Annotated in this window: 16 protein-coding genes and 6 pseudogenes; 9 read left to right on the forward strand and 13 right to left on the reverse strand. The window is 37.8% G+C overall.

What is annotated here, in order from left to right; genetic code table 11:
- Positions 1–54 precede the first annotated feature (54 nt).
- A pseudogene (locus FTU69_RS06570) lies at positions 55–1,413 on the forward strand (IS66-like element ISAba25 family transposase); the annotation flags it as partial.
- 575 nt (positions 1,414–1,988) lie between these two features.
- Positions 1,989–2,453 (forward strand): annotated as a pseudogene (locus tag FTU69_RS06575) (reverse transcriptase N-terminal domain-containing protein); the annotation flags it as partial.
- Between the two features lie 113 nt (positions 2,454–2,566).
- Here FTU69_RS06575 and FTU69_RS06580 read toward each other — a convergent pair.
- From FTU69_RS06580 to FTU69_RS06610, 7 genes and pseudogenes are all read right to left on the reverse strand, one after another.
- Positions 2,567–2,788: pseudogene (locus FTU69_RS06580) on the reverse strand (cation transporter); the annotation flags it as partial.
- Between the two features lie 176 nt (positions 2,789–2,964).
- Positions 2,965–3,159 carry a heavy-metal-associated domain-containing protein gene (locus FTU69_RS06585; RefSeq protein ID WP_179990953.1) on the reverse strand — a complete coding sequence of 65 codons (195 nt, stop codon included), beginning with the start codon at positions 3,157–3,159 and terminating at the stop codon, positions 2,965–2,967.
- Between the two features lie 748 nt (positions 3,160–3,907).
- Positions 3,908–5,173: a type II toxin-antitoxin system HipA family toxin gene (locus FTU69_RS06590; RefSeq protein WP_000934717.1), complete on the reverse strand. Its 1,266-nt coding sequence runs from the start codon at positions 5,171–5,173 to the stop codon at positions 3,908–3,910.
- On the reverse strand, positions 5,173–5,478 hold the full coding sequence (locus tag FTU69_RS06595) for a helix-turn-helix domain-containing protein (RefSeq protein WP_000366814.1): 306 nt from the start codon (positions 5,476–5,478) through the stop codon (positions 5,173–5,175). The genes FTU69_RS06590 and FTU69_RS06595 overlap by 1 nt, the downstream gene beginning before the upstream one ends.
- A gap of 920 nt (positions 5,479–6,398) precedes the next feature.
- Entirely contained in the window at positions 6,399–6,656 is a 258-nt protein-coding gene (locus FTU69_RS06600) for a hypothetical protein (RefSeq protein WP_004726728.1), read from the reverse strand.
- Positions 6,657–7,005: 349 nt separating this feature from the next.
- A complete protein-coding gene (locus FTU69_RS06605; protein ID WP_179990952.1) occupies positions 7,006–7,602 on the reverse strand; it encodes a putative adenosine monophosphate-protein transferase Fic in 597 nt (198 codons plus the stop codon).
- A 12-nt stretch (positions 7,603–7,614) separates the two neighbouring features.
- Positions 7,615–7,782, reverse strand: a complete 168-nt coding sequence (locus FTU69_RS06610; protein ID WP_000946583.1) for a YhfG family protein — start codon at positions 7,780–7,782, stop codon at positions 7,615–7,617.
- Between the two features lie 275 nt (positions 7,783–8,057).
- Here FTU69_RS06610 and FTU69_RS06615 point away from each other — a divergent pair, with 275 nt between their 5' ends.
- The 3 genes from FTU69_RS06615 to FTU69_RS06625 are packed head-to-tail and all read left to right on the forward strand — an operon-like array spanning position 8,058 to position 14,080.
- On the forward strand, positions 8,058–8,549 hold the full coding sequence (locus FTU69_RS06615) for a hypothetical protein (RefSeq protein ID WP_000943375.1): 492 nt from the start codon (positions 8,058–8,060) through the stop codon (positions 8,547–8,549).
- Positions 8,536–10,875 carry a hypothetical protein gene (locus FTU69_RS06620; protein WP_127800787.1) on the forward strand — a complete coding sequence of 780 codons (2,340 nt, stop codon included), beginning with the start codon at positions 8,536–8,538 and terminating at the stop codon, positions 10,873–10,875. The genes FTU69_RS06615 and FTU69_RS06620 overlap by 14 nt, the downstream gene beginning before the upstream one ends.
- A gap of 4 nt (positions 10,876–10,879) precedes the next feature.
- A complete protein-coding gene (locus FTU69_RS06625) occupies positions 10,880–14,080 on the forward strand; it encodes a site-specific integrase (RefSeq protein WP_127800785.1) in 3,201 nt (1,066 codons plus the stop codon).
- 188 nt (positions 14,081–14,268) lie between these two features.
- On the opposite strand, the pseudogene FTU69_RS06630 reads toward FTU69_RS06625, so the two are convergent.
- The 3 genes and pseudogenes from FTU69_RS06630 to FTU69_RS06640 form a co-directional block, all read right to left on the reverse strand.
- Positions 14,269–15,403: pseudogene (locus FTU69_RS06630) on the reverse strand (IS256 family transposase).
- Positions 15,404–15,646: 243 nt separating this feature from the next.
- On the reverse strand, positions 15,647–15,865 hold the full coding sequence (locus FTU69_RS06635) for a hypothetical protein (protein WP_000550047.1): 219 nt from the start codon (positions 15,863–15,865) through the stop codon (positions 15,647–15,649).
- A gap of 30 nt (positions 15,866–15,895) precedes the next feature.
- Positions 15,896–17,278, reverse strand: a complete 1,383-nt coding sequence (locus tag FTU69_RS06640; RefSeq protein ID WP_159153749.1) for an IS200/IS605 family accessory protein TnpB-related protein — start codon at positions 17,276–17,278, stop codon at positions 15,896–15,898.
- Positions 17,279–17,920: 642 nt separating this feature from the next.
- Between FTU69_RS06640 and FTU69_RS06645 the strand changes: the two genes are divergently transcribed.
- Entirely contained in the window at positions 17,921–19,120 is a 1,200-nt protein-coding gene (locus FTU69_RS06645) for an integrase arm-type DNA-binding domain-containing protein (RefSeq protein WP_005245164.1), read from the forward strand.
- A 41-nt stretch (positions 19,121–19,161) separates the two neighbouring features.
- Here FTU69_RS06645 and FTU69_RS06650 read toward each other — a convergent pair whose 3' ends face one another.
- The gene (locus tag FTU69_RS06650; RefSeq protein WP_005245163.1) at positions 19,162–19,575 is read right to left on the reverse strand and encodes a Cd(II)/Pb(II)-responsive transcriptional regulator; all 414 of its coding nucleotides are present in this window, start codon (positions 19,573–19,575) and stop codon (positions 19,162–19,164) included.
- A gap of 79 nt (positions 19,576–19,654) precedes the next feature.
- On the opposite strand from FTU69_RS06650, the gene FTU69_RS06655 reads away from it, so the two are divergent.
- Together FTU69_RS06655 and FTU69_RS06660 are read left to right on the forward strand one after the other, a co-directional pair.
- Positions 19,655–20,059 (forward strand): hypothetical protein, encoded by a 405-nt coding sequence (locus FTU69_RS06655; RefSeq protein WP_163146585.1) that lies wholly within the window; start codon positions 19,655–19,657, stop codon positions 20,057–20,059.
- Positions 20,046–20,933, forward strand: a complete 888-nt coding sequence (locus FTU69_RS06660; RefSeq protein ID WP_127800877.1) for a cation diffusion facilitator family transporter — start codon at positions 20,046–20,048, stop codon at positions 20,931–20,933. Before FTU69_RS06655 ends, FTU69_RS06660 begins: the two co-directional genes overlap by 14 nt.
- Before the next feature lie 84 nt (positions 20,934–21,017).
- Here the strand turns inward: FTU69_RS06660 and FTU69_RS06665 are convergent.
- Positions 21,018–21,242: pseudogene (locus tag FTU69_RS06665) on the reverse strand (efflux RND transporter permease subunit); the annotation flags it as partial.
- Here FTU69_RS06665 and FTU69_RS06670 point away from each other — a divergent pair.
- Positions 21,242–21,385 (forward strand): annotated as a pseudogene (locus FTU69_RS06670) (antitoxin HicB); the annotation flags it as partial. The pseudogenes FTU69_RS06665 and FTU69_RS06670 overlap by 1 nt on opposite strands.
- A gap of 252 nt (positions 21,386–21,637) precedes the next feature.
- Here FTU69_RS06670 and FTU69_RS06675 read toward each other — a convergent pair.
- Positions 21,638–21,889 carry a hypothetical protein gene (locus tag FTU69_RS06675; protein ID WP_004658363.1) on the reverse strand — a complete coding sequence of 84 codons (252 nt, stop codon included), beginning with the start codon at positions 21,887–21,889 and terminating at the stop codon, positions 21,638–21,640.
- Positions 21,890–21,917: the final 28 nt, after the last annotated feature.

A 21,917-nucleotide genomic window follows, 5' to 3' on the forward strand; every position in this document is an offset into this window, starting at 1 on the left:
TATTCTCCAAACGTTCTATTTCATTCTCTTCATGACCTCAGGCATACTGCGGTCATGAATACGCTGCCTGACTTAAGCCAACTGACCCATGAACAACTGCTGGAATTTACCCGGCAGTTGGCGATGCAGCATCAGTCTCTAGCACAATCAAACCAGCAATTAGATTCTAAAGTTCAACATCTTTCTATTCTCAATCAAAAATACGAGCATGAACTGGCGCTGTTTAAAAAGCACAAATTCGCCCAAAAGAATGAACACTTAACGGCAAAACAAATCCATCTGTGGGATGAAGCGGTTGAAGAAGATATTGCCGCGGTTGATCTAGAACTGGAACGGCTAAATGCAGATAAAACTAATGCAGCGACACAGAAAGCCAAAACCAATAAACCTAAACGTCGACCACTGCCAGATCATCTACACACCATCCGTATTGAGCATGAACCTGCATCAACCCAATGTGCTTGTGGCTGCCAACTCCGTCGTATCGGCGAAGATGTCAGTGAAAAACTGCATTTCAGACCGGCACAGTTCTATAAGGAACAGCATGTGCGTGGTAAATGGGTCTGTGATCAGTGTGACACTCTGACTCAGCAAGCGATGCCCGCCTATGTGATTGATAAAGGCATTGCTTCACCTGAATTGCTCAGCCATGTGCTGGTATCGAAGTATGCCGATCATTTGCCGCTGTACCGTCAATGTCTGATCTATCAGCGGGCGGGAATCGAACTTTCTAGATCAACTTTATCTGACTGGATAGGTCGCTGCGGTGTAGAACTGGAACCTCTGGCCAATGCCTTAAAAGAGGTGGTACTACAACAGCAGGTGCTGCATGCAGATGAAACACCGGTCACCATCATGCGGATGGGTGAGAATAATAAAAAACCGAAGAAAGGTTATGTCTGGGCCTATGCCACTACACAGTACAATCCAGTTCAGGCGGTGATCTATGACTTTCAGGATAGTCGTTCAGGCCAGCATGCTGAAGAGTTCTTGAAAGGCTGGCAGGGCTATCTAGTCTGTGATGATTACAGTGGTTATAAAGCACGCTTTAAATCAGGCGATGTCATTGAGGTGGGCTGCATGGCGCATGCACGTCGTAAATTCCATGAACTGCATGTAACTGGGAAAAGTCAGGTCGCTGAACAGGCATTAGTGCTGATTCAGAAACTGTATGCGATAGAAGCAGAGCTCAGGAAAAAGACCGATGGTACAGCGGAAGACCGCCGCGAATACCGACAACAGCATAGTCAACCAGTGATGCAACAACTATATGAATGGCTCAACCAACATCATCTGACAGTGCCATCGAGTTCTCCCACCGCCAAGGCCATCAATTACACTCTGAAGCGTTGGCCAGCTTTAAGCCGCTATCTGGATGATGGCAATCTACCGATTTGCAATAATTGGGTCGAGGTGCGACACGAAGTCGCTTAATGAAGTTGTTCCCCCTGCGGGAACCACCCGTGTCACCGGGTGAATCTAGAAGGCTGAATAAAGAGCGCCTTCGACAATGTAACGAGGCACCGCAAGGTGCGGGGTATCAATCGTGAGAGGCGTACCCTTCTGGCAGCCATAGCCGGACAAGGGCTAGATAATCGGTATGGTGAACACATGTGAATCTGCGTAACGATCGTCAAGTTGAACGAGCGGAAATGGCTGATACGCTCGAACCAAAACGGTAATGGAGGTGGGAATTGCGTCTTTCGACTACGCATTCGTGACCCATACGCCTCCCGGTCGATAGCAGGCACCTAAGCCGATGTACTTCAGTAAGCGGAACGTGGAAATCCCGTATTACTCCCATTGGGAAAGCAGTTTGCAAAAACTGCCCATGGTGATGCGGGCGAAGGAACGAGGAAAAAGCGAATGCCAGTCTGTAATGGGTTGGATAGAGGTTGAAACATTACCCCACGCGAAAGCGGGCTGACGTCCTTATGGTCTCTCATCACAAGAGAGTGTGTAGAACCCTTTTAATGGAGGGAGAGCAAATGAATGCAGCAGTATCAGCGTGTGCACCTTCCAGCACATCGTGGGACAGCATCGATTGGATTGCTGTACAGCGTCATGTCAGAGGGCTGCAAGCGCGTATTGTGAAGGCGGTACAAGACGGCAGGCATAACAAGGCGAAAGCTTTGCAATGGCTGCTGACTCACTCGTTTAGTGGCAAAGCATTGGCCGTCAAACGAGTGTCTGAAAACAAAGGCAAAAACACGGCTGGGGTCGACAAGGTGACTTGGAATACACCCAAGGCCAAGACCGGTGCGATGATGTCGTTGAAGAGGCGAGGTTACACGCCCCTTCCGCTTCGGAGAGTCCTTATTCCGAAGAAAAATGGCAAGATGAGACCTCTCGGGATACCCACGATGAAATGCCGGGCCATGCAGGCGCTCCATCTGCTGGCTTTGGAACCCATCGCGGAGACCACTGCTGATCGGAACTCTTATGGATTCAGGGCTTTGTTGCACAAAGATTTCATAACTATATGATTTTAAAAGTTTTGATTGTTTTTTGATCCAAAATTAAATTTATTTAAATCAGATGCTTACATATTTATGCAACAAAGCCCTTCGTAGCCTGCTTTTTCTACGGCTTTAATTAAAGTAGCGCGATCAAGTGGTTGATGCGCATAAATGACTGCTTTTTCGGTAGCCAGATTTACATGAGCCGATTCAACACCCTCAACAGATTTTAAAGCTTTTTCCACACGGCCTACACAAGAAGCACATGTCATCCCCTCAATCTCTAATGTTTCACTGTAGTGTGGCGTATCAGTCATTTCGGTACTCATATACGATCTCTATCATTTAGATATGCTGAGTTCTATATGCGAAGATCAGCTCGAACCAAGATTAGGTGGAATTCAGGGATTACTTTTATTTCAAGCAAGTACAGGTTTTATCTGTACGATGAGGAAAATAAGAGAGTAAAAGTGGTAAGGAATTCCCACTGTTACTCTAACAGAGATTAAGCAGGATCAGCTGTAAATCCACGCTCACTGAGAGTGGCAATGACTTGATCCTGACTCACCGTTGTGTTGATTTCAATAATACGGTTTTGTAAATCAATATCGAGTGAGGCATTCGAGTCGAGCTCTTTAATTGCGGTAGTAATGCCGCGTGCACAACCACCACAAGTCATATTAGCGATGTGAAATTTCATATGTTGCTCCTTTTTAACAAAACATTTGTTTAAAACATTAGAACAGTAACTCTAAACTTTCACCATACAACCAGCCTTTTTCTGAATCAGTTACTCGCTGTAACTTGGTCTGTTTACAACCTTACAGTTTTCTTCAGAGTATTCCAAAGAAGAGTGTTCTAATGACTACAGTAAATAACACTAAATATAAAAAAAATGGAAGAATAATTTACTAAGTTATTGTTTTTAAGTTGATCCTTGTTTTATATGGGGGTGATAATAACTTCTGATTACTAGTTTTTACCTTAAATATACCGATTGAAAGATTCATTTAAAGGCTATGAATACATGAGTTTTACAGTTTGGCTAGGTCAGCATGAGTACTTTTCACAAGATTTAAGATCGACCATGAACGTGATTAAGTTATAGGGGATTGATGAAATAGTTTTTATGAATTTCTGGCTTTCTGGGCTGATTTTATCAAATTCATGTCTATGCAAAATTGCGACATATTTCTCGTGCTGGTAGTTATCCAGAGTTTGGTCTGCATCTATCCATAGTGCAGACCTTTTTTTGGTGACAGTTTTTTCTTAGTGATTTTCGATCTGGATGTAGTGATTTCACGTTTGCAGAATATATCTTGGCGGTGATCCATCTAATATTCGTGATTATAAAGAGAGCTAATTCACAGGTTCTACAGATTATGTAGCGACTAACTATATCAAAGTCTATTTGCAGTTGATGGTTGGCGCTTAGTTTATATTTACGCTTAGGTTTCAGTTAAAAAATCAATATTCTGTTGAATCCGTGATTGAATCATCTGTAGGGTAGATTCTCGAATTTGATGGGGATACAGGCGCTGCGCAATTTGACTAAATTGAAGTGCAATTTCACGCATGGTCAAGATGATCTCATCGACTTCTAGAGTAGTCAGATTAGCTTCTGAAGTACCGAGTTTATGTATGTCATTTCGGGAAATATTGAGCGCTTCTCCCATAATGTCCATTTGATGATAACCACCTGGACCCTCGCAGAAGGTCACATCATAGGCTGGAGCCAATTTCCATTGACCATTTTTCTCCATGAGAAATGAAAAGTTCTTAGTATGGTCATCCCGATTATTGAAAAGCACATTAAACACAGCACGTTTAAAAGCATGCAATCTTTCTCGTACATCTTGCGTACACATCAAGGTTGCCCGGAGAAAATTGCGATAGTCTAGGCTACCTGGAACTTTATAGTCTGCTCCTGTATATGCAGCCAAACTCTGCATTGGAATCCGCATACCATTTTGACGATCGAATCGTTTAGAAGCAAAAGCCGTTAAACCATTGGGCAAATTAAAGAAATGGGTATCTGGAGTCTCAATTGCACAAAGTCGCAAACATTCTGCATAGACGGCTTCAATGGCGCAGACTTCAGGATGCTCTTGCTGAGCAGGAAACTTAATCAGCCAGGCTTCATGTTGATCAGAATCTTGAGTCGAAAACTCTAAATTGACAGGATCTCGGTAAACCAACGCTTTTGGTCTGGCACCTTGAGGGGAGCCACCCATGACCAATAAATGCTGTAGAAATTCACCACCTTCACCTTTGAGTACTTCTTGAACTTCCTGGGCCAGTTGTTGTAAAGGGATATTTTCTGAGGTTTGCATGTCAGCAACACAAGGTTCAAAGGAGAGGGCACCCATTGCGTGACTACTAATATAGGTCAGACGCTCCAAAGGTCCAATTCGTGCTGAATTTAAGCCAATTTTTTTGAAATATCGATCCATCAACATCATGCCCCAACCATCTGGTAAAGCGTCATAGACTGGACCTGGGAGTCCCATTTGATGAGTAGGAAAACCTTGTCTGAATGGTAGACCTTTTAAAGGCAGCAAGTAAGAAGAGAGCTCAACACCTTGCTGTATTGCTTCTGGACTATATTCAAAAGCAATGGTGGGTCTACCTGTCGTGGCTGTTGAACTAATCAGCGTTCCCCATAACCATGATTCGCCCCAACCGTTGTAATAAACATTAAGTCTATTGAGCATTATCCCTTCCTCTTAATACGGTGGCGCTTACTTTGACTCTCATAGCGAAGAATGTCATTCACACTGTTAAGCTGAGGTTTAAATAGTTCCTGAAGTTCGTTTAATCGACCCAAGACCATTGCAATACGGACTAAATTTTCAACAGATACATTTCGTCCCGCTTCAAGATTCGAAACTGTATTCACGCCGACACCAGCGCGTGCTGCTACCTCAGCTTGAGACATCTCCAGAAAGAGTCGTTGCTTACGTAAACGCTCACCTAAAAGAGTCACAACTTCTTCTGGTTTAGTGAAATATAAATCCATTAAATTGGGTCTTAAGAATGAATAATTTAATTAAATCACAAAATAATGGAATTAATCTATAGCTATAGTGTGGCTAAGGAGGGCTTTGTTGCACAGCACATCAGAAGGGTAGGTATAGTCCTTGGGTATCGGTTACAGAAAATCATCAGGATGTACTTTGACTGATTGTTGATACGGAGATTTCAGTATTTTCATTTTTCCTAATAGGTCACATTACTTAGAAAGGGTTCTTCGAAAATTAGTTCATACTTTAAAAATCCTATAAATATTGAGGATATTTTCTTAATGCTTTCAATATAGCATGCGGCTATATGTAACTCGAACGGGCTTAATCTGCCTTTCAGTATAAATTTTTTGGGCGTGAGAGGGGAGAGGTGTGAGGGCAAGCAATTTATATCGTGGATACTTCTAAATTACTTATGTAATAGAAGGTGGTAAACATGGATTTAGAGGTAATAACACTAAATATAAAAAAATTGGAAGAATAATTTATTAAATTATTGTTTTTATGTGGTTATTGGTGATGTTATGAATAATAATAACTTTTTTCTTGATGAATTTTACCTAAAAAAATTGATCAGATAATTTTCTTTAAATGTCATGCATACATAAATTTGACAGTTTGAAGGGATCGGTATGTGCATTTTTCACAAGGTTAAAGATCGACCATAAATGTGATAAACGGCAGAGGATCATTGAAAAATGAATGGATTTAAACACTACATGTATGCACGAAAAAAAGTATCGCTGCGGTTCTGCTGACAGGCTGTATTGAGCATTGAATGCAAATGATGTAGTAATTGTCTACAGGCTATAGGACCAGCATGAAGAAGAATGAAATGTAGTTGCCAATTTATAACCTTGGTTGAAAAGCATAGCATTGTTATTCGGAGAAGTGAGGTAAGCCATCCTTCTCTTATTCATTTAAAATGATTCTTACTCAACTGATCTCGACTCATGGGCTGGTTCCAATTAGACGGATAATAACTTCCATCCCCTATCTTTTTCTTACCACATTTCTTGCATTTAATCCCTTCTTTGGAGATTTGATTCAGCATCACTGTTGTCGGTTGAATCAAATCAATGACATAGTTCGTTGGTTCAGGAAAAGCAGAAGAGGCTGCTTTATTGCAAAAGAGAACATTCGGATCAAATGGATTGGATTGCACAAAAGCCATGATACAGCCACAGAGTAATTCACCTGCATGTAATCTGTAACATCCATTCAGGTCATCAGACGAAGATTAATCTGAAATTTAAGCACTAAACACCATAAATCTATGTATGGGCAGACTTTTTTGAGACATATGTTGATAAACATGCGGCAAGTTACATTGCTTAAAAGTCTATCTAAGTTAACGATCTATTCAATTCTGGATAAGTAATCTGAATATTACGATCCTAAATTACCCGAAGAGTATTAAGATTTCTAAGAATCGTGATTGTTGGTTTATTTGGGAAATTAATCAGTGGATTGAAGCAAAGATGATGGCTCATTAAGGATTGTGGGCTTCGACTACTTAAATTTTAGGTATTTTGAATAAAGCATATTTCAAAAATCTTAATTAATGGATTTAAATTACCATAAAAACCTTCAATATTGGCTTGAATCCATTGTTGTTGAGAGTCAATGCGAGACCAATCAATACCATAACCACAATGAGCAATCAGATGCTCAAAGAAAATCCGTTGTGTACGTCCATTACCTTCACGGAATGGGTGTATGACATTAAGCTCACAATACAAGTCGGCAAGTTGAGGAATCAGTTGTTGTGGTGCTAAGCCTTGAAAGTATTTTTTTTCTTGAAGCGGTTTGAGTAGTTTATTGGTTTCAATTTCAATACGGGAAAAATTACAAAAACGGGTGTCACCTTTGGAAATATCGATTTGTCTTAACTTTCCTGCCCAGTCGTATAAGTCGCCAAAGAGCTGCGCATGAATTGATTTTAAGTATTGTAAGTCGTAAGGTGGTTCAGCATATTCAATTAAGTTACTTGCCAATCCAGACAGTTCTAGTTCAGCTTGTTCTAAAATTTGTTCATCACGAATATTGAGTTTGTTCTTTAGGATATTTGTGCCAGGGTAACAATACAGGCTGTCACCCATTTCCCCATATTTATCCATACATGCACCTGACTAAGATTCGGGTTGCGAATACTTCTTATATTTTTGCAAGATTTCAGCTTTACTTTGTTGAGTTGTTTGAGCTGTCGTTGTAATGCCTTCAAGCTTTAGGCTGGCTTGATAGTTTTGCGAACGTGTCGCTTGAATATATTTTCTTTTCTGTTCAGTGGTTCTGAGCATTTCGAAACTCCATTGATGCTACACGTGAAGTAAGTATAGCAGAGAATCTTTTTGATCAATGCTGCATACACAGCATTTCTAAAATGTAATACAACGGTATTGTTTCATGTAATAACAGAAAACTAAAAAAAAGTGGAAGAATTCTTAAAATTTAGACCGTCATAGATAAGCAAACCGTATGTATTTGTTGAGAATTGTAATTTTGAGAAAATTTAGTTGATAAATTAAATGAAGTTTCATATACAAAGATATGCTCATTTTTTAAATCGATAAAAATGTTAAGATTTGACTATTTGGTAAAAAATATAGAAATTTTTATGGGGCAATTTATCATGCCCTTTTGCTTTGACCGAAAAAATGTTCAACTTGAGATAGTAAAAATTAACTCAGAACTACTGAAAATCAAAAAGATTAAACAGAGTCAGAAAGTAGTAGTACAAGCAAAGTTCAAAATAATCTATGTGAAAATTTGGCAAAAAATCTTGCTATTGATGCAAACGGAGCCAGGCTTACGTGTGCATTCTAATTATGTTGCAATCTTACAGTTGATACATAATCTTGATGATTTTATCGAAAAATCACAACAACACTTGTGCTTTGAAAGAAAAGCTCAGAAAGAACTGGATGCTAAATTTTTTGCAAGATTTTTTAAGCTAACAAAGAATTCAATAAAGGATCAACTTTTACCAAATCGTTCTGATCACAATGAATTTAAACAATGCAACGTGATAAAAATATTAAGCGAAAATGAATATGCCAAACATTGAAACACAAGAGCAATTCTTAGATTTAGCAGAAAAATATCAACAAGATTATTGTCTATTACGTGATGATATTGTAAATACACAATTTGTCGATCTATCAGATGATTTGTATAAAGATGTCTACGCTCTATACAAATTAGCACAACAAATTTATAGCTATATATCAGGCTCCAGACAGATCGGTAAGTATTCTTTTTTAGCTGCTGTGAGTTTTTTTGCATGTCCAGATTCTAGTAATACACAAGAGCTGTCATCGCAACGTTATTTGATTCTACAAGCGAGTTTTTTAACATATCGGCAGTATCAAGAATTTGCAAAAATTGATAAAGCTGAGAATAAGCAAAAACATGTTTGTGACCTATTACGCTATGTCTCACGATATGTGCTGGATTCTAATCATGCTGAATTATTTCATGAATGTAGTAAGCTGCTAAATTGTTATGTCACGTACGAACGTAATTTGAAAAAAGAGGATCGTAATCAACTTTTTAATATTAAAGATTTCGAACAAGTACAAGTCATAGAGTATTTATCGGCTCTATTAATAATTTTTAAAAGACTAGATGATCGTCGTGTAGTTCATCGTCAGCGTAAGTCAAAAAAAAGCAAAGTTTTGCAATGGCCGACGAAAAATGAACTCAAAAAATTTCGTGAAATTAAAACGGGTAAGCAAGTAGATATTGGACATAACGCAAAGATTAGTATTTATGATGCCGCTCTTCACAAAGATGAAGAGGGTGAAGTTGATCTATTAGATCCTGAAATGGAGTTTTATTCAGAAGATGAAAAGTCTAAAAATTTAAATTATATACTCAGCGATAATGCGACGCATCTAATGCGGCATCGCCAGCGCCGTCATGCTCCTTTTGTTACAAATCCACATTATTTGGCGCCAGATATACTGAAGCAAATTGTTTATGTGTTGAGAACCGAGTTATCCGGGCACTGGAGGGATGCTGCAATCGCTGCAGCATGTTTATTGTCACTTTTGACGGGATTATCACCCGTCGCACTGATGGATTTTAACGAGCTTATTCAAGATGGAATTTTGATCCAGAATGGTTCAAGTAGACGTCGCGAATATTTACTCAAATTAAATCTTAAAATTACAGAGCAGAAGATTAAGAGCTTAAATCATGTGCGGTGGAATGAAGTGATGACACATCAACTACATTTACCTTCTGCTTGGTTTGACTATATAGAACAAGCATCGAATCCACTAATTTCATCAACACACATTAATACGAAACTTAAGAATTGGCTTGATAATCGGTTTGTAGGTTCGATCACTGTAGAAAAACTGCAGGCTCAATTATATTTTCATATATATTATGAAACATATAATGAATATCTTGCTCATGTAATTGCTGGGCGGGATAGTCAGCATCACATGCCTGGTATCTATTATGGCGGGCTACCGAAAACTCAACTCAGTAGCACATATCTAGCCTTTTTAGAAAAAGCACTTACACCACATTCCACACATTTTACTGAAGACACGGCTGAACTAAAAATATTGCAACAACAATTCAAAGTGCAATCTGCATTATCTATAGGAAGGATAGGGAGCCAACTGGCACTTGAACCCAATTTTGTGAAAGAGCAATTCCATATTTTACATAGACATTGTCACGAAAACATCCAAGAAGATAAGCACATTATTAATCAACTTAATGCATATGCGTGTTGGATGTGGCATATCAGTTTGTTGAGTTTGGCAAGTCGGCCTAAAAAAAACCTGTTGGGGAATTTGGATGATTATTGTGTTGAGCTCAAGCTTTTATATGTGAATGATAAAAAAAATAGTAAAGCAAGAAAAGATGGTCGTTTTATCCCTTTATCTGATTTTTTCATAAAAACACTGCAAAATTACACTGCCTTTTTAGAACAAATTATTGAAGCGTACGGTTCATTTTTTAGACAAGTCTTTGCAAAGAAGAAGATAACTGTAAATGATCTTTTTGGTAAGGTCATTTTTAGTAAAGATATCTTGCCGATAACTGTCAAAGAATGGCAGAGCAGGAAAATTAAGTTAATCCCTTTATCGAGAAAATGGGTGAATTCATATATGCAAGGAGTCTTTCCAAAGAATATGTATTCGAATTGGTTACGTCATTTTGACATGAACTTTTTGATGCATGAGCAGCAAGAGGGTAAACCAGCATTAGCTTTTCACTTAATTCAGGCCCTGTATGGTCATGACCAACGTGACCGAGAGGCTTTTCATCCGCATTCTTCACTTATCCCGAATGTCTATGTACAGCAAGCCCGCCAGCAATTGCAAGATAATGTCAAATCTTTATCGATTAAACACTTAGAGCGAAAATAGTTGTATGCAAAAAATCAAAGAACTAATAAAACCACAACTAGATGATCTATTTGTTGATATTCATAAAATGGTGAAAAAGTCGCTAGATAGACAGCCTTCTCCACCTGAAGTATTGACGAAAGAAATGCAGCAAAAACTTGATCAGCAGATCGCTGAAAAATGGCATGACATTAAAGATAGTGTTGATTGTTTGAGTCAAAAGTTGAGCCGAGACGAACAATCAAAACTGATGCAATTTACTGAAGATGAATTTAATAAAAGAAGGAAGCAATTCAACCAGAATGTAGATAAAAAATCATACAGAATTAAGCTAAATCCACATACTAAACGGATCGTACTGCCTAGAAAAATTGAGAGTACAGAGTCACGGTTAGAACAGGGGCATCTACATATCCATGTACTTAAGGAATTAAGGCAGTATTGGCAAGATTCATTTGAATATTGGAATGAACCAAAGTACTTATGGGGAAATTTATGCTTAAGTTTTATATATATTTCAGGCTGTGCAGATGAACAGCATTTGATTGCTATTCAGAAGCAATTGCAGGAGGCCATTGAGCTTGGTACAGATCTGAATTGTTTTCGGTTATACCATTCGGACTACAAAAAAATCACTAATCCATTGTTACTACATTATCGTGTTGAAAACTCTCAATATGGCAACGATGTAGAACAGGGAAAGTTGTACCAATGGAAACATGTTTTTTTTAACCCATATGCGCAGTTCATTTTGCAATATTTAAAAAAGTTGAAAGCTGCTCAGAAAGAATTTTGTCTGCAACATTCAGTTGAAGATTGTATTTTAGAAAGCTTGAGTAAGATAGGCAGGAAAAAAAGTCTTGGGGATCTGCAATATCAAATTAAACGCCGTGGATTTCGTGCATTTAATGATGTGCAAATGGTACTCGAATTTAATCCAAACCTCAGCATAGATATATTTTTGAGTAATGTGCTTCAGCAAGAGATTAATACTGTTGCTTTAAGGCCATCCGAATTTAGATTGCTGTGGAATAATGATTACAATCAAGTCACAGAACCAGATAATCGCCCTATTCATTTTGAACAAGAGCAGTTACTTCCTGAAGTTCCGACTGTTCAAAGCAAATTACAAACGATTCCGTATGAGTTGATGTTGTTTGGTCAAAAGAAACGTAAAGGTCAAAAAGTTGAGCGTTTAGATAAAAAGAGGAATAAAGAAGAACGCACGCTACGTTTTTGGCAAGAAACTAGAAGGGTGTTAGAGGAGAAGATAGTTGATGCTAATACGGAGGAAAAGTCTTTAATTGATGCTCAACTACGCTTAATTCACTGGTTAATGCATTTAAAAAAACGAGGGCTTCAATTATCAACTATTGAAAGCTACTTAGGATCGTTTGGCAAAGAATTTATATTTGAGATTTGGCTCAATAAATTAGATTTAAAGCAACAATCCATAGATGACTATGAGGATTTATATCGGCAGCTATTGAAATACAGCAGTGAACGTGATGAAAAAGCAGTTCAACGAGATTCGGTGAAAGGAAAAACCTCTCGTAAGATGCACCAAAGCGCAGAATACCGTTTTGGTCGCCTAAAAGATTTTCATCAATTCTGTATAGAGAATTATGATGCTCCAGGGGTATTGGTGTTACAGAATTCAAGTTTTAAGCATTTACAAATTTGCAATGCACGGCTAGTGAGTCCTTTGCTATTTGGCAAATTATTGGAAAAACTAGAAAATTTAAGTCAAGAGCCAACGGCATCAGAGTGGGTCGATCATCTGAGTTGTTTAAAGCTGATGTATTTACTAAGTTATAGAACTGGACTTCGATTAAATGAAGTTCGTTGTCTTAAAATACAAGATATTATTTGCCCAGAGCTACTTTATAAAGAAAAAGAAAATACAGTTTTTAATAATATCACGCTTCATATCCAAGACAATTCATATCGCCGTCTGAAAACGCGAAGTGCGAATCGTCAAATACCATTGAAAATTGCATTGTCAGAACATGAGTTTTTAGTAGTACAACGTTACATACAACATCGTTATGAGCAATATTTGGTTAATCAGCAGGATGATCTACTTTTTAGTGTGAATCATCGTGTATTAACTGATCAATGTATCAGCAAAATTACAGTAGATTTGTTTAGTCAAATATTAGGTATGCATCATGGCTTTAGTTTTCATACATTACGCCACAGTGCTGCTAACTATCTAGCAATAACTTTGCTCGGTTCAAAAGAAATGATCAAGACCTACACAGATTGTCCTTGGGTAAAAGCAAAAAAGATGAGGGATTTATTGTTTGGTATGAAAGCACGTGCTCAAGAAGAGATTATTCAACATAAATGGCAGGTGCTCGCCTCTTGGATGGGGCATAGCAGTATTGAGCAAACGGCTTCAAATTACCTTCATGTTTTGGATTTATTAGCAGTCGATCGAATTTATAATTCGCCGTGTATCATTTCAAAAAAAGTATTAGAACAGTGTTTTAGTCCAGTGAAGTCAAGTACAGACTACATAAACCTAAATCGTTATACTCAGCAGCAGAAATGGTTTAATTCTTATCAGCAAACACAGCCAGTTACGATGGCTGGCCGACAAGAAAAGAAGTTTAGTATAGAGAAGAGTACTCTGACACCTTTTCAACGTTTGATAAGTTTTAGAGAAGGTCGATTAAGCGAAGATACCCAAGCTCAAGAATGGATGCAACGATGTCAATGGATGAGCACTAAATGGATGGATCGCCAAAAATTTAATTTAAAAACGAATTATGTTTATAGTAAGAATTTAGAAGAGAGTTGGTTTGATGAACTTTACGAAAAGGCTAAAAAACTGACTCGTCCAGATGAAATAATTCCTCTCCTTGATTTTCATTATAAAGATGATAGGCAGCAAGATGCACTGAAAGAAAAGAACATGGTTAAGGCGCTTAAAATATTATTATTATTTGGAAAACTGCGTAAGAATTTTCTACATTTTCAATGCCGAATGAAAGGTGATGAGCAACAAATTGTTAATTTTATTACTGGTATAGAGCCAATGTTAGGAGATCATCTGTATTTAGAAAAACAAAACTACCCAGTTAATTTGGATGCTCCTGAGCGAACCGTTAAATTTAGTTTTCAAAGAGTTGTCGGCTCTAACAAAAAAAATGTTACTCCGCTGGTTATATTTAATTTAATGTTAAAAATGATGCAAAAAGATGAACTCTGGATCAAATAGCCTAAGCATGTTAAAGGGGAATTGTTTAGAAATTTCCCTGTTTATAAGTAAACTGCCTTTATGAAAAGCACCATGCTGACTTGGATTAATAAGCGGAATGTAGTATCACAGTTTGATCGCTGGATTTACGAAAATGGTGTGAAGATTAGGAGCCTGTAAATAATTTTGTGTAATTGCTTTTCATAAATTTAAAGGTGATTGCTTAAGCGGTCACCGAATTCAATAATAAAGCGGCTCATGGCTAAACGCCAGTCGCGAATAGGCATATTCCACTTTTTAGACGCTGCATCAATTGCCAGGTAAATCACTTTACGTACAGAATCATCCGTTGGAAAGACTTTACGCTTTTTGATCGCCTGACGTATTACGCTGTTTAATGATTCGATCGCATTGGTGGTATAGATGGCTTTGCGTATCTCGGCTGGATAAGCAAAGAAGGTATTTAGATTCTCCCAGTGTGTACGCCAGCTTTTGCTGATCTGTGGGTACTTGTCATCCCATGTTTGGGCGAATTGATCCAAGGCCATCAAGGCTGCCTCTTCAGTAGGTGACTGATAAACGGCTTTTAAATCCTGAGTGACGGCCTTGTAATCTTTCCATGATACGTATTTCAAGCTGTTACGCAGCATATGGATAATGCACAGCTGGATATGGGTTTGCGGGTATACGCTGTTAATGGCATCAGGAAAGCCTTTTAGTCCATCCACACAGGCGATCAGAATATCCTGCAACCCTCGGTTTTTAAGCTCAGTCAGGACATTCAGCCAGAACTTTGCACCTTCATTCTCAGCCATCCACATGCCGAGCAGTTCTTTCTGTCCATCAAGATTAATGCCTAAGGCAAGGAATACAGCCTTGTTGATAACACTGCCATTCAGCGACTTGCTCCTTAACAGCATCAGTCACCTTGGAAATAAGCGTTGGCGATACATCAGCATCGTACATTTCTTTGAAAGTAGCCACGATTTCACGGGTAGTCATGCCTTTGGCATAAAGGGATAGAATTTGGCTATCCATTTGCGTGATACGAGTCTGATTCTTTTTAATTAGCTGTGGCTCAAATGTGCCATCACGATCTCGTGGTGTGGTGATCTCAATCTCACCATCATCGCTCAGCACGGTCTTACTGGAATAACCGTTACGAGCATTTGAACCGTTCTTACGAGCATTCTTTTCATGTCCGAGATGTTCGGTAAGTTCGGCATTGAGAGCCGTTTCAACAGTGAGTTTAGTCAACAATCGGGTGAATTGATTGAGATCGTCTTCTGTTTTGATTCCTTTAGCAAATTCTGCTGCAAGGTCTTTTAGTTTTTGTTCGTTCATCATGTTGCCTGACTCCGTTGTGAATATGAACATAGCAAATTCAGGCAATTACACAATTTAATTTACAGTCTCAAGATTAGCGGTATGGTAAATCGATGAGCTAAAGTGTTGTAGTCCAAACTCGATCTGACAATTACCCATTTTTTAGTGTGCCCGTCAGGTTAAATTTGAACTGAATTTTTCTCAGCCCAAATTCATTTCCAATCAAGTTATGTTTCAAGTGGCGTGCGAACACTGCACAATTTAATTCACGGTGCCTAAGACAGGTATCAACTTCGGACCAGCCATTCTAGCTTTGCTAATGATTTCCACCAGCTCATCATAAGTCAGTTCAAACTTATCCTCACTATCAAATACATAGACCATATTCTTGCCTTCATGTTCAGGTGGAGTAGGTGGTACAAATCGTTTCGGGATAAGAATTTGTGCGAGTTGTTCGTCAGTTAATTTAAATAAGTGCATGTTTTTATCCTACTGTTCCTTAAAATGTATTCAAACATACTCAAGGACTAATTCGCACTCTGTTAATGTCTTGTTGCCAAGCGTGTAACTAGAGCCTGAGTCGGTCAGTTCCGACTTGTAGCGGTCAGTCCGTTCTTGCAATATACGCTTTACAGTTTTGTAAGGCGTATAACGACTTATCTCATTGTCGTTTAATCTTGCAAGCACGTTTCTCGCAGCATTCCAATCAGCTTGCACAACTTCCCCATTGAAACGGTGAAAACGATCTCCCTTACGTGTACCTATTAAAAGGCCATGCAAGAAAGAATCACTTTGCGAAGTATATGCAGAATTGACTAGATGCACCGTAGAACCTCTACGGTGAGATATAGAAGTTAGGGCATTAGCTAACAAACCTTTAGCCCATGTATTTAAGCGTCTATTGGTGTTTTTGCCATAGTTGCGTTTACTTTGAATTGGGGATGTTAAATCTTCCGCAACAATCACTTTGGCTTTATCAACCAACTTGTGAGTTGCTGTAAATATTAATGTTTTGAGCTTTGCTTTTTGAGTATCTTGTCGCTTATCTAGTTTTTTTCGACCTAGATTATTTAACTCAATTTTCTGTTTCTTGTGTGGTTTAGCTTTAGCAATCGCTCTGAGCTTGTTTCTGTGCTTGTACTTTTGATTTAAATAATCTGATTCACTTGAGATCAGCTTGCCTAGACCACTCCCATATACATCGCCATCAGAGTCCACAAAAGCTTCTGAGTACCCTTTATCAACACCTACGGTTTCCTGACCACAATCCTGTGTTTCAACTGCATCATAAGTTGAGTGAACTTCAACATTACCGTTTTTTAGAATGATTCTAAGTGTGCCTTGTGGCGCAAAATCAACAGTCGTATTTAATGGGATTTTAATGGTTTGTCGAGGGATTAGGCTTGGTACTTTAAGCCAACATTGACCATTTAACTCAAAGGTTTTACACATATCCGCACGAACAATAATTTGATTATGTGTGTGATTAACACCATGCTTAAAGTGATTACGCATTTGACGATGGAGGAAATTATCAGTCATCCATTCATCTTTTTTAAGCAAGGTGTATAGTCTTTTTTGTTCATTATTACAGGAGGTGCGTTTTCGGATCGCCTGCTTTACTTTGTCTTTTGATGCTTCTCGATAGGCTTTAATATCACCTATGCAATCACGTAGCGTTTCTTTCCACGCATTTGCAGAAACACCAAAGTCACGACTTTCTTTCATCCACGCATCACGAATAGCTCTGTCACTGATATTCAAACCTGAAATAGCACCATATTTAGCCCACACCTCGCTACGAATACGACCAAGTAAAACAGCTTGTTTCTCAAGCTGTTTGTACTTTTGCACATTCAAGTTTTTACAATGGTGGATGCGTGTTAATTTCACAAAGTCATGCCTAGGTTAAGGGATTGGATAATCAATAGATATGGATGCTAATATACCAAGACACTCACCTAAAATACAAAAGATAATCATTTAAATCTCTAATAAATACCCACCTTGCCACTACTGAATCGACATAGACAAAATGAGAACTTATGCAAATATTTGTCTATATTTTTAGTTATAGTTAATTACTCTCGTAAAACAGCTGACGAAGTCCGAGATAGAATCATTGCGTCAAAACAAACGTGATGCTTATGCACTTATGATGAAAATGAATTAATTATTATTTAATTAAGTTAAAAGACTGCTATATAGCGGTCTTTTTTGTTTTTGAGCTCTACAAATTTTAATGAGTACATATAGTTACTTTTATAAAAATGATAATAAAGGGTAGAGGAGGTCATCTAAGAATTTAAAGCACAAGACTTATTTAACATTGATGACAGAAAAAGTGAGTTGTTGGGAACTTAAAGAAGAGGTGGTACTTATAATGGTTACTAAAATACAAATACTTAAAATATTAAATATATAAAACAATATATTACAAATATATATGATGCGTAGTGTACGCATCATACATAAAGCGTTCTATTTTGATATAATTGATCCAATCAACCCATTGTTAGGTTTCATTTAAATTCCATGAGTCTTACTGAAATTAAAGTTCGCCAAGCTCATTGTAAGGAAAAAACCAGTTTTTTATCCGATGAAGATGGGCTTAGCCTGAAGATTGAGCCGAGTGGAAGAAAATCTTGGTGCTATCGCTATACAGATCCACAAACTAAAAAACGTCGACGCATTCAGTTAGGTCGTTATCCTGATTTATCGCTGAAAAAGGCACGACAAGTCAGAGATGACTTTAAAGACAATGATTTCTGTTTTGAACAAGATACTGCCTCTAATGTCATCACCTTTGGTAAGGTCGGGGAGGAGTGGTTACAGTTCAAACTGAAAAATGCCTTCAACGATCTACCCCGCTGTGGTGTACTACAGTTAGCAGAAAGATGCTTACAGCAAGATATTTATCCAGACCTTCAGGATCTACCTTTTCAAAACATCAAGCGTTATGACCTGGTTTCAGTAATCAAAAAAATAGAGGGACGCCAAGTAAAAGAACCTGTCAAGAAAGCTTGTAGTTATTTGAACCAAATTTATGACTACGCTGTAGCGATGGGTTATTGTGAATTCAACATCGCGCATGGTTTAAATAAAATCGCCATTAACAGTAAAATCAAGAAAAATTATCCGTATTTGAAAGCGGAGGATATATCTGATTTTAAGTATAAATTACAAAAATTGGATGCCCATCCGATTATTAAAAAAGCACTGCTGTTCAAATTACATACTGGCGTGCGAGGGGCTGAATTGTTATTGGCTGAGCCTCATCATTTTGATTTAAATGAAAAAGTCTGGAAAATACCTGCCTTGCATATTAAACAGTTTCGACGAAAAGTCATATTAGGCCATGAGATTCCCGACTTCTTAGTTCCACTTTCAGATCAGGCTTTAGATATTTTAAAAGACGTCATGCAATGGTCATACGGTGAAAAGTACATTTTTGCTAGCCCACGGAAACATAATCAACCGATTCATTTTAATACATTAAATATGGCTATACGTAAGATGGGCTATGGAAAACATCAATTATCCTCTCATGGACTACGTTCCACTTTTAGTACCATTTTGAATGACTCAGGTTTGTTCCAGGATAACTGGATTGAGGCACAACTTTCACATATTGATAAGAACCGTACCCGTGCCAGCTATAATCACGCTGACTATTTAGCCCAGCGGACTGAAATGATGCAGTGGTGGGGTGATTATTTAAGTACTGCTAAGTGAAAATCGTACTTTTATACATAGACTTAAAACATTATGGGGTTTCAAATGGATAGTAAACAATATACTTGCCGTGTTACATGGTCAGCAGAATATAATGAGTATGTTGGGTTGTTCGAACCACAAGCACTAGCCATTTGTTGTAATTCAGCTTTAAGCGCCCTTAATTCTTTCATGCGTTTATTCACTAGTGCAAGTTGCTGATCAATTAATGCATTAACGCTAGAGCAGCTTTCTTCTGGCTTATTTTTTAATTCGATAAGACGTTTAATATCATTGAGTGATATATCTAGGCTGCGACAATGCTTTACGAATTCCAATTGTTTAAGTGCTTTGCTATCATACAGCCTGAAATTACCTTCTGAACGATTTGGATTTAACAGTAATCCTTCTCTTTCATAATATCTAATCGTTTGTATTGAACAGCCCGATTTTTTTGACAATTCGCCTATTTTCATCAATTTCCCCCAGACATTTGACTCTATAGTTACTATAGAGTCTATAGTATAAGTATGCAACGAAAAGGATATATAAAAAATGACTGAGAAATATTTAAACAATACGAATATCGTTAATTTTGAACACAAAGATATCCAATCCTTGATCGATCAACGTAGGTGGAAAAACTTGGATAACTTCAACAAAATTGGTGCCGCTTATCAGTTTGTAAAAGATGATTTTTGTGGTTATGGTGTTGCAACAAAGTGCTTTTCATCACCAGATACAGATTGGCGTGGAGAAAATACCTATATTCAAAAAGAAGGTATTCATGATGACTTTGGGCTTTATGATTCCCCTGATGAGTTCTATCTCGAAAAAGGGACTAACTTGTCGGGGTTCAAACGCTGGATATATCAACGCTTGATACGTCACTTGATTAATATGAATGTATCAAAACTAAGAAATAGAAAAGTACTAGAGGTACAAAATGCACAACCATAATCATAGTCATCAACATGGTAAAGATGACCGTATTGGTTGGGCATTTTTCCTTAATGTGACATTCACTATTATCGAATTTATAGGTGGTTGGCTCACTAACAGTACGGCGATAATGGCAGATGCAGTTCACGATCTTGGTGATAGTCTTTCAATAGGTTTTGCGTGGATTTTAAGTCGTTTTTCAGATAAAGAAGCATCAGATAAGTTTAGTTATGGTTATCGTAGACTTACTCTCTTTGGCGCATTGATAAACAGTATTGTTTTAATCATTGGCTCAATTTGGATTTTATTTGAAGCAATTCCAAAGCTGTCCAATCCTGAAATGCCTGTAGTCGAGGGGATGTTAGGGCTAGCGATACTCGGCGTTGCCGTTAACGGATATGCTGTATTAAAATTAAAAGCGGGTGAAACATTAAATGAGAAAGTGCTGACATGGCACCTTCTTGAAGATGTACTTGGATGGGTTGCCGTTCTTATAGTCTCTATCGTACTGTTGTTCGCTGAACTGCCGATATTAGATCCCCTTTTATCAATAGGGTTCACGCTGTTCATCTTGTTTAATGTTTTCAAAAACCTGAAATCAACACTCGTTTTATTTCTTCAAGCTGCACCCGATAAAGAGACTCAAAAGCGTATTAAACTATCACTAATGGAATTTCCTGAAGTTAATGGTATCCACCACATGCACTTTTGGTCACTAGATGGTGAAAGTCACGTTTTAACAGCGCACCTTGAGCTGAGTGACAACTTTGACGTTAAAGAATTAATTAGGCTTAAACAAGAAGTTGCAGCTAAATTATCTTCCTATCATTTATCGCATACAACGATAGAGTTTGAGTTTTTAAATGAAAATTGTCGGGATGAAGCGCAGTAAGCTTTATCAATAAAATGTTGGGCATACAATATTAAAAGCAGCTTAATTAGGCATAACCTAGTAATTAAGCTGCTTTTTTTGATTTTAAATTTCGTCGGATTGCTGTTTGCTACTCTCAGAGCCATGCGCCCATTGATATAAAATAGGCAATACAAACAAAGTTAAAATTGTAGAAGATACAATACCGCCGATAACAACTGTTGCTAGTGGTCGTTGTACTTCTGCACCAATTCCAGTGTTTAACGCCATTGGAATAAAACCTAAACTTGCGACCAGTGCCGTCATTAAAATAGGTCTTAAACGAATGATGTGCTGAGTTTCCATCATTGTCTTGGCTTGATGCGGATCAGTCTAAAGCATTCTCAGGAATAGAGGAGCTCGTTGCTGATGTTGTCGCTGATATGATTAGCAATAATGAAAAAGTTCCTACACCACTCTCCGGGAAAATATAGTAGGCAGTTTGTTGTCCTTGTTCTCAGTGGTTCAACAAAAACTAGCCCTCGAAGCCGCAGAACGTGGCGTGGACATAAATTGTTTAGTATCAGTAAAAAGAGCGATGTAATTTTAGTACGAGTGAGTGATAGAGCAGGAACCTATGCTTCATATATTCAGTAAATGGTATGTTTTTGAATTAATAGGTATTTTTAAATAAAGCTTTCTTTGATTTAGTGCTTTTTATTTAATAAATTAATTTTAAAAACAACTTAGGCTAATTGATAAACACTATCTGGAAAGATTAAAAGAAAATATTTTTTAATTTCTGCTAATTCATTTAAGGCAGGTTCCCTTTCAAGCAGTTGAAATGTCCAAATAAGTACAGCCTGATGATTATCATAGCAAGTATTTACTCCAAGAAAATTAGCCATTCCATAACTTCTATTGATGTTCATTTCTTTAATTAATTGATTTCCTAAGTCACGAGCTTGCTGGCTGATCAATAACTCATTTGGTAACACGGCGGTCATCTCCACAAAATAATCTAAT

Origin of the sequence: Acinetobacter sp. YH12134, assembly GCF_013418555.1 — a bacterium.
GTDB lineage: Bacteria > Pseudomonadota > Gammaproteobacteria > Pseudomonadales > Moraxellaceae > Acinetobacter > Acinetobacter indicus.

Bases quoted from the DNA above. Each gene is read 5' to 3' on its own strand.
- FTU69_RS06585 (WP_179990953.1), bottom strand. From the start codon at position 3,159: ATGAAATTTCACATCGCTAATATGACTTGTGGTGGTTGTGCACGCGGC.
- FTU69_RS06590 (WP_000934717.1), bottom strand. From the start codon at position 5,173: ATGCTCAATAGACTTAATGTTTATTACAACGGTTGGGGCGAATCATGG.
- FTU69_RS06595 (WP_000366814.1), bottom strand. From the start codon at position 5,478: ATGGATTTATATTTCACTAAACCAGAAGAAGTTGTGACTCTTTTAGGT.
- FTU69_RS06600 (WP_004726728.1), bottom strand. From the start codon at position 6,656: ATGGCTTTTGTGCAATCCAATCCATTTGATCCGAATGTTCTCTTTTGC.
- FTU69_RS06605 (WP_179990952.1), bottom strand. From the start codon at position 7,602: ATGGATAAATATGGGGAAATGGGTGACAGCCTGTATTGTTACCCTGGC.
- FTU69_RS06610 (WP_000946583.1), bottom strand. From the start codon at position 7,782: ATGCTCAGAACCACTGAACAGAAAAGAAAATATATTCAAGCGACACGT.
- FTU69_RS06615 (WP_000943375.1), top strand. From the start codon at position 8,058: ATGTTAAGATTTGACTATTTGGTAAAAAATATAGAAATTTTTATGGGG.
- FTU69_RS06620 (WP_127800787.1), top strand. From the start codon at position 8,536: ATGCCAAACATTGAAACACAAGAGCAATTCTTAGATTTAGCAGAAAAA.
- FTU69_RS06625 (WP_127800785.1), top strand. From the start codon at position 10,880: ATGCAAAAAATCAAAGAACTAATAAAACCACAACTAGATGATCTATTT.
- FTU69_RS06635 (WP_000550047.1), bottom strand. From the start codon at position 15,865: ATGCACTTATTTAAATTAACTGACGAACAACTCGCACAAATTCTTATC.
- FTU69_RS06645 (WP_005245164.1), top strand. From the start codon at position 17,921: ATGAGTCTTACTGAAATTAAAGTTCGCCAAGCTCATTGTAAGGAAAAA.
- FTU69_RS06650 (WP_005245163.1), bottom strand. From the start codon at position 19,575: ATGAAAATAGGCGAATTGTCAAAAAAATCGGGCTGTTCAATACAAACG.
- FTU69_RS06655 (WP_163146585.1), top strand. From the start codon at position 19,655: ATGACTGAGAAATATTTAAACAATACGAATATCGTTAATTTTGAACAC.
- FTU69_RS06660 (WP_127800877.1), top strand. From the start codon at position 20,046: ATGCACAACCATAATCATAGTCATCAACATGGTAAAGATGACCGTATT.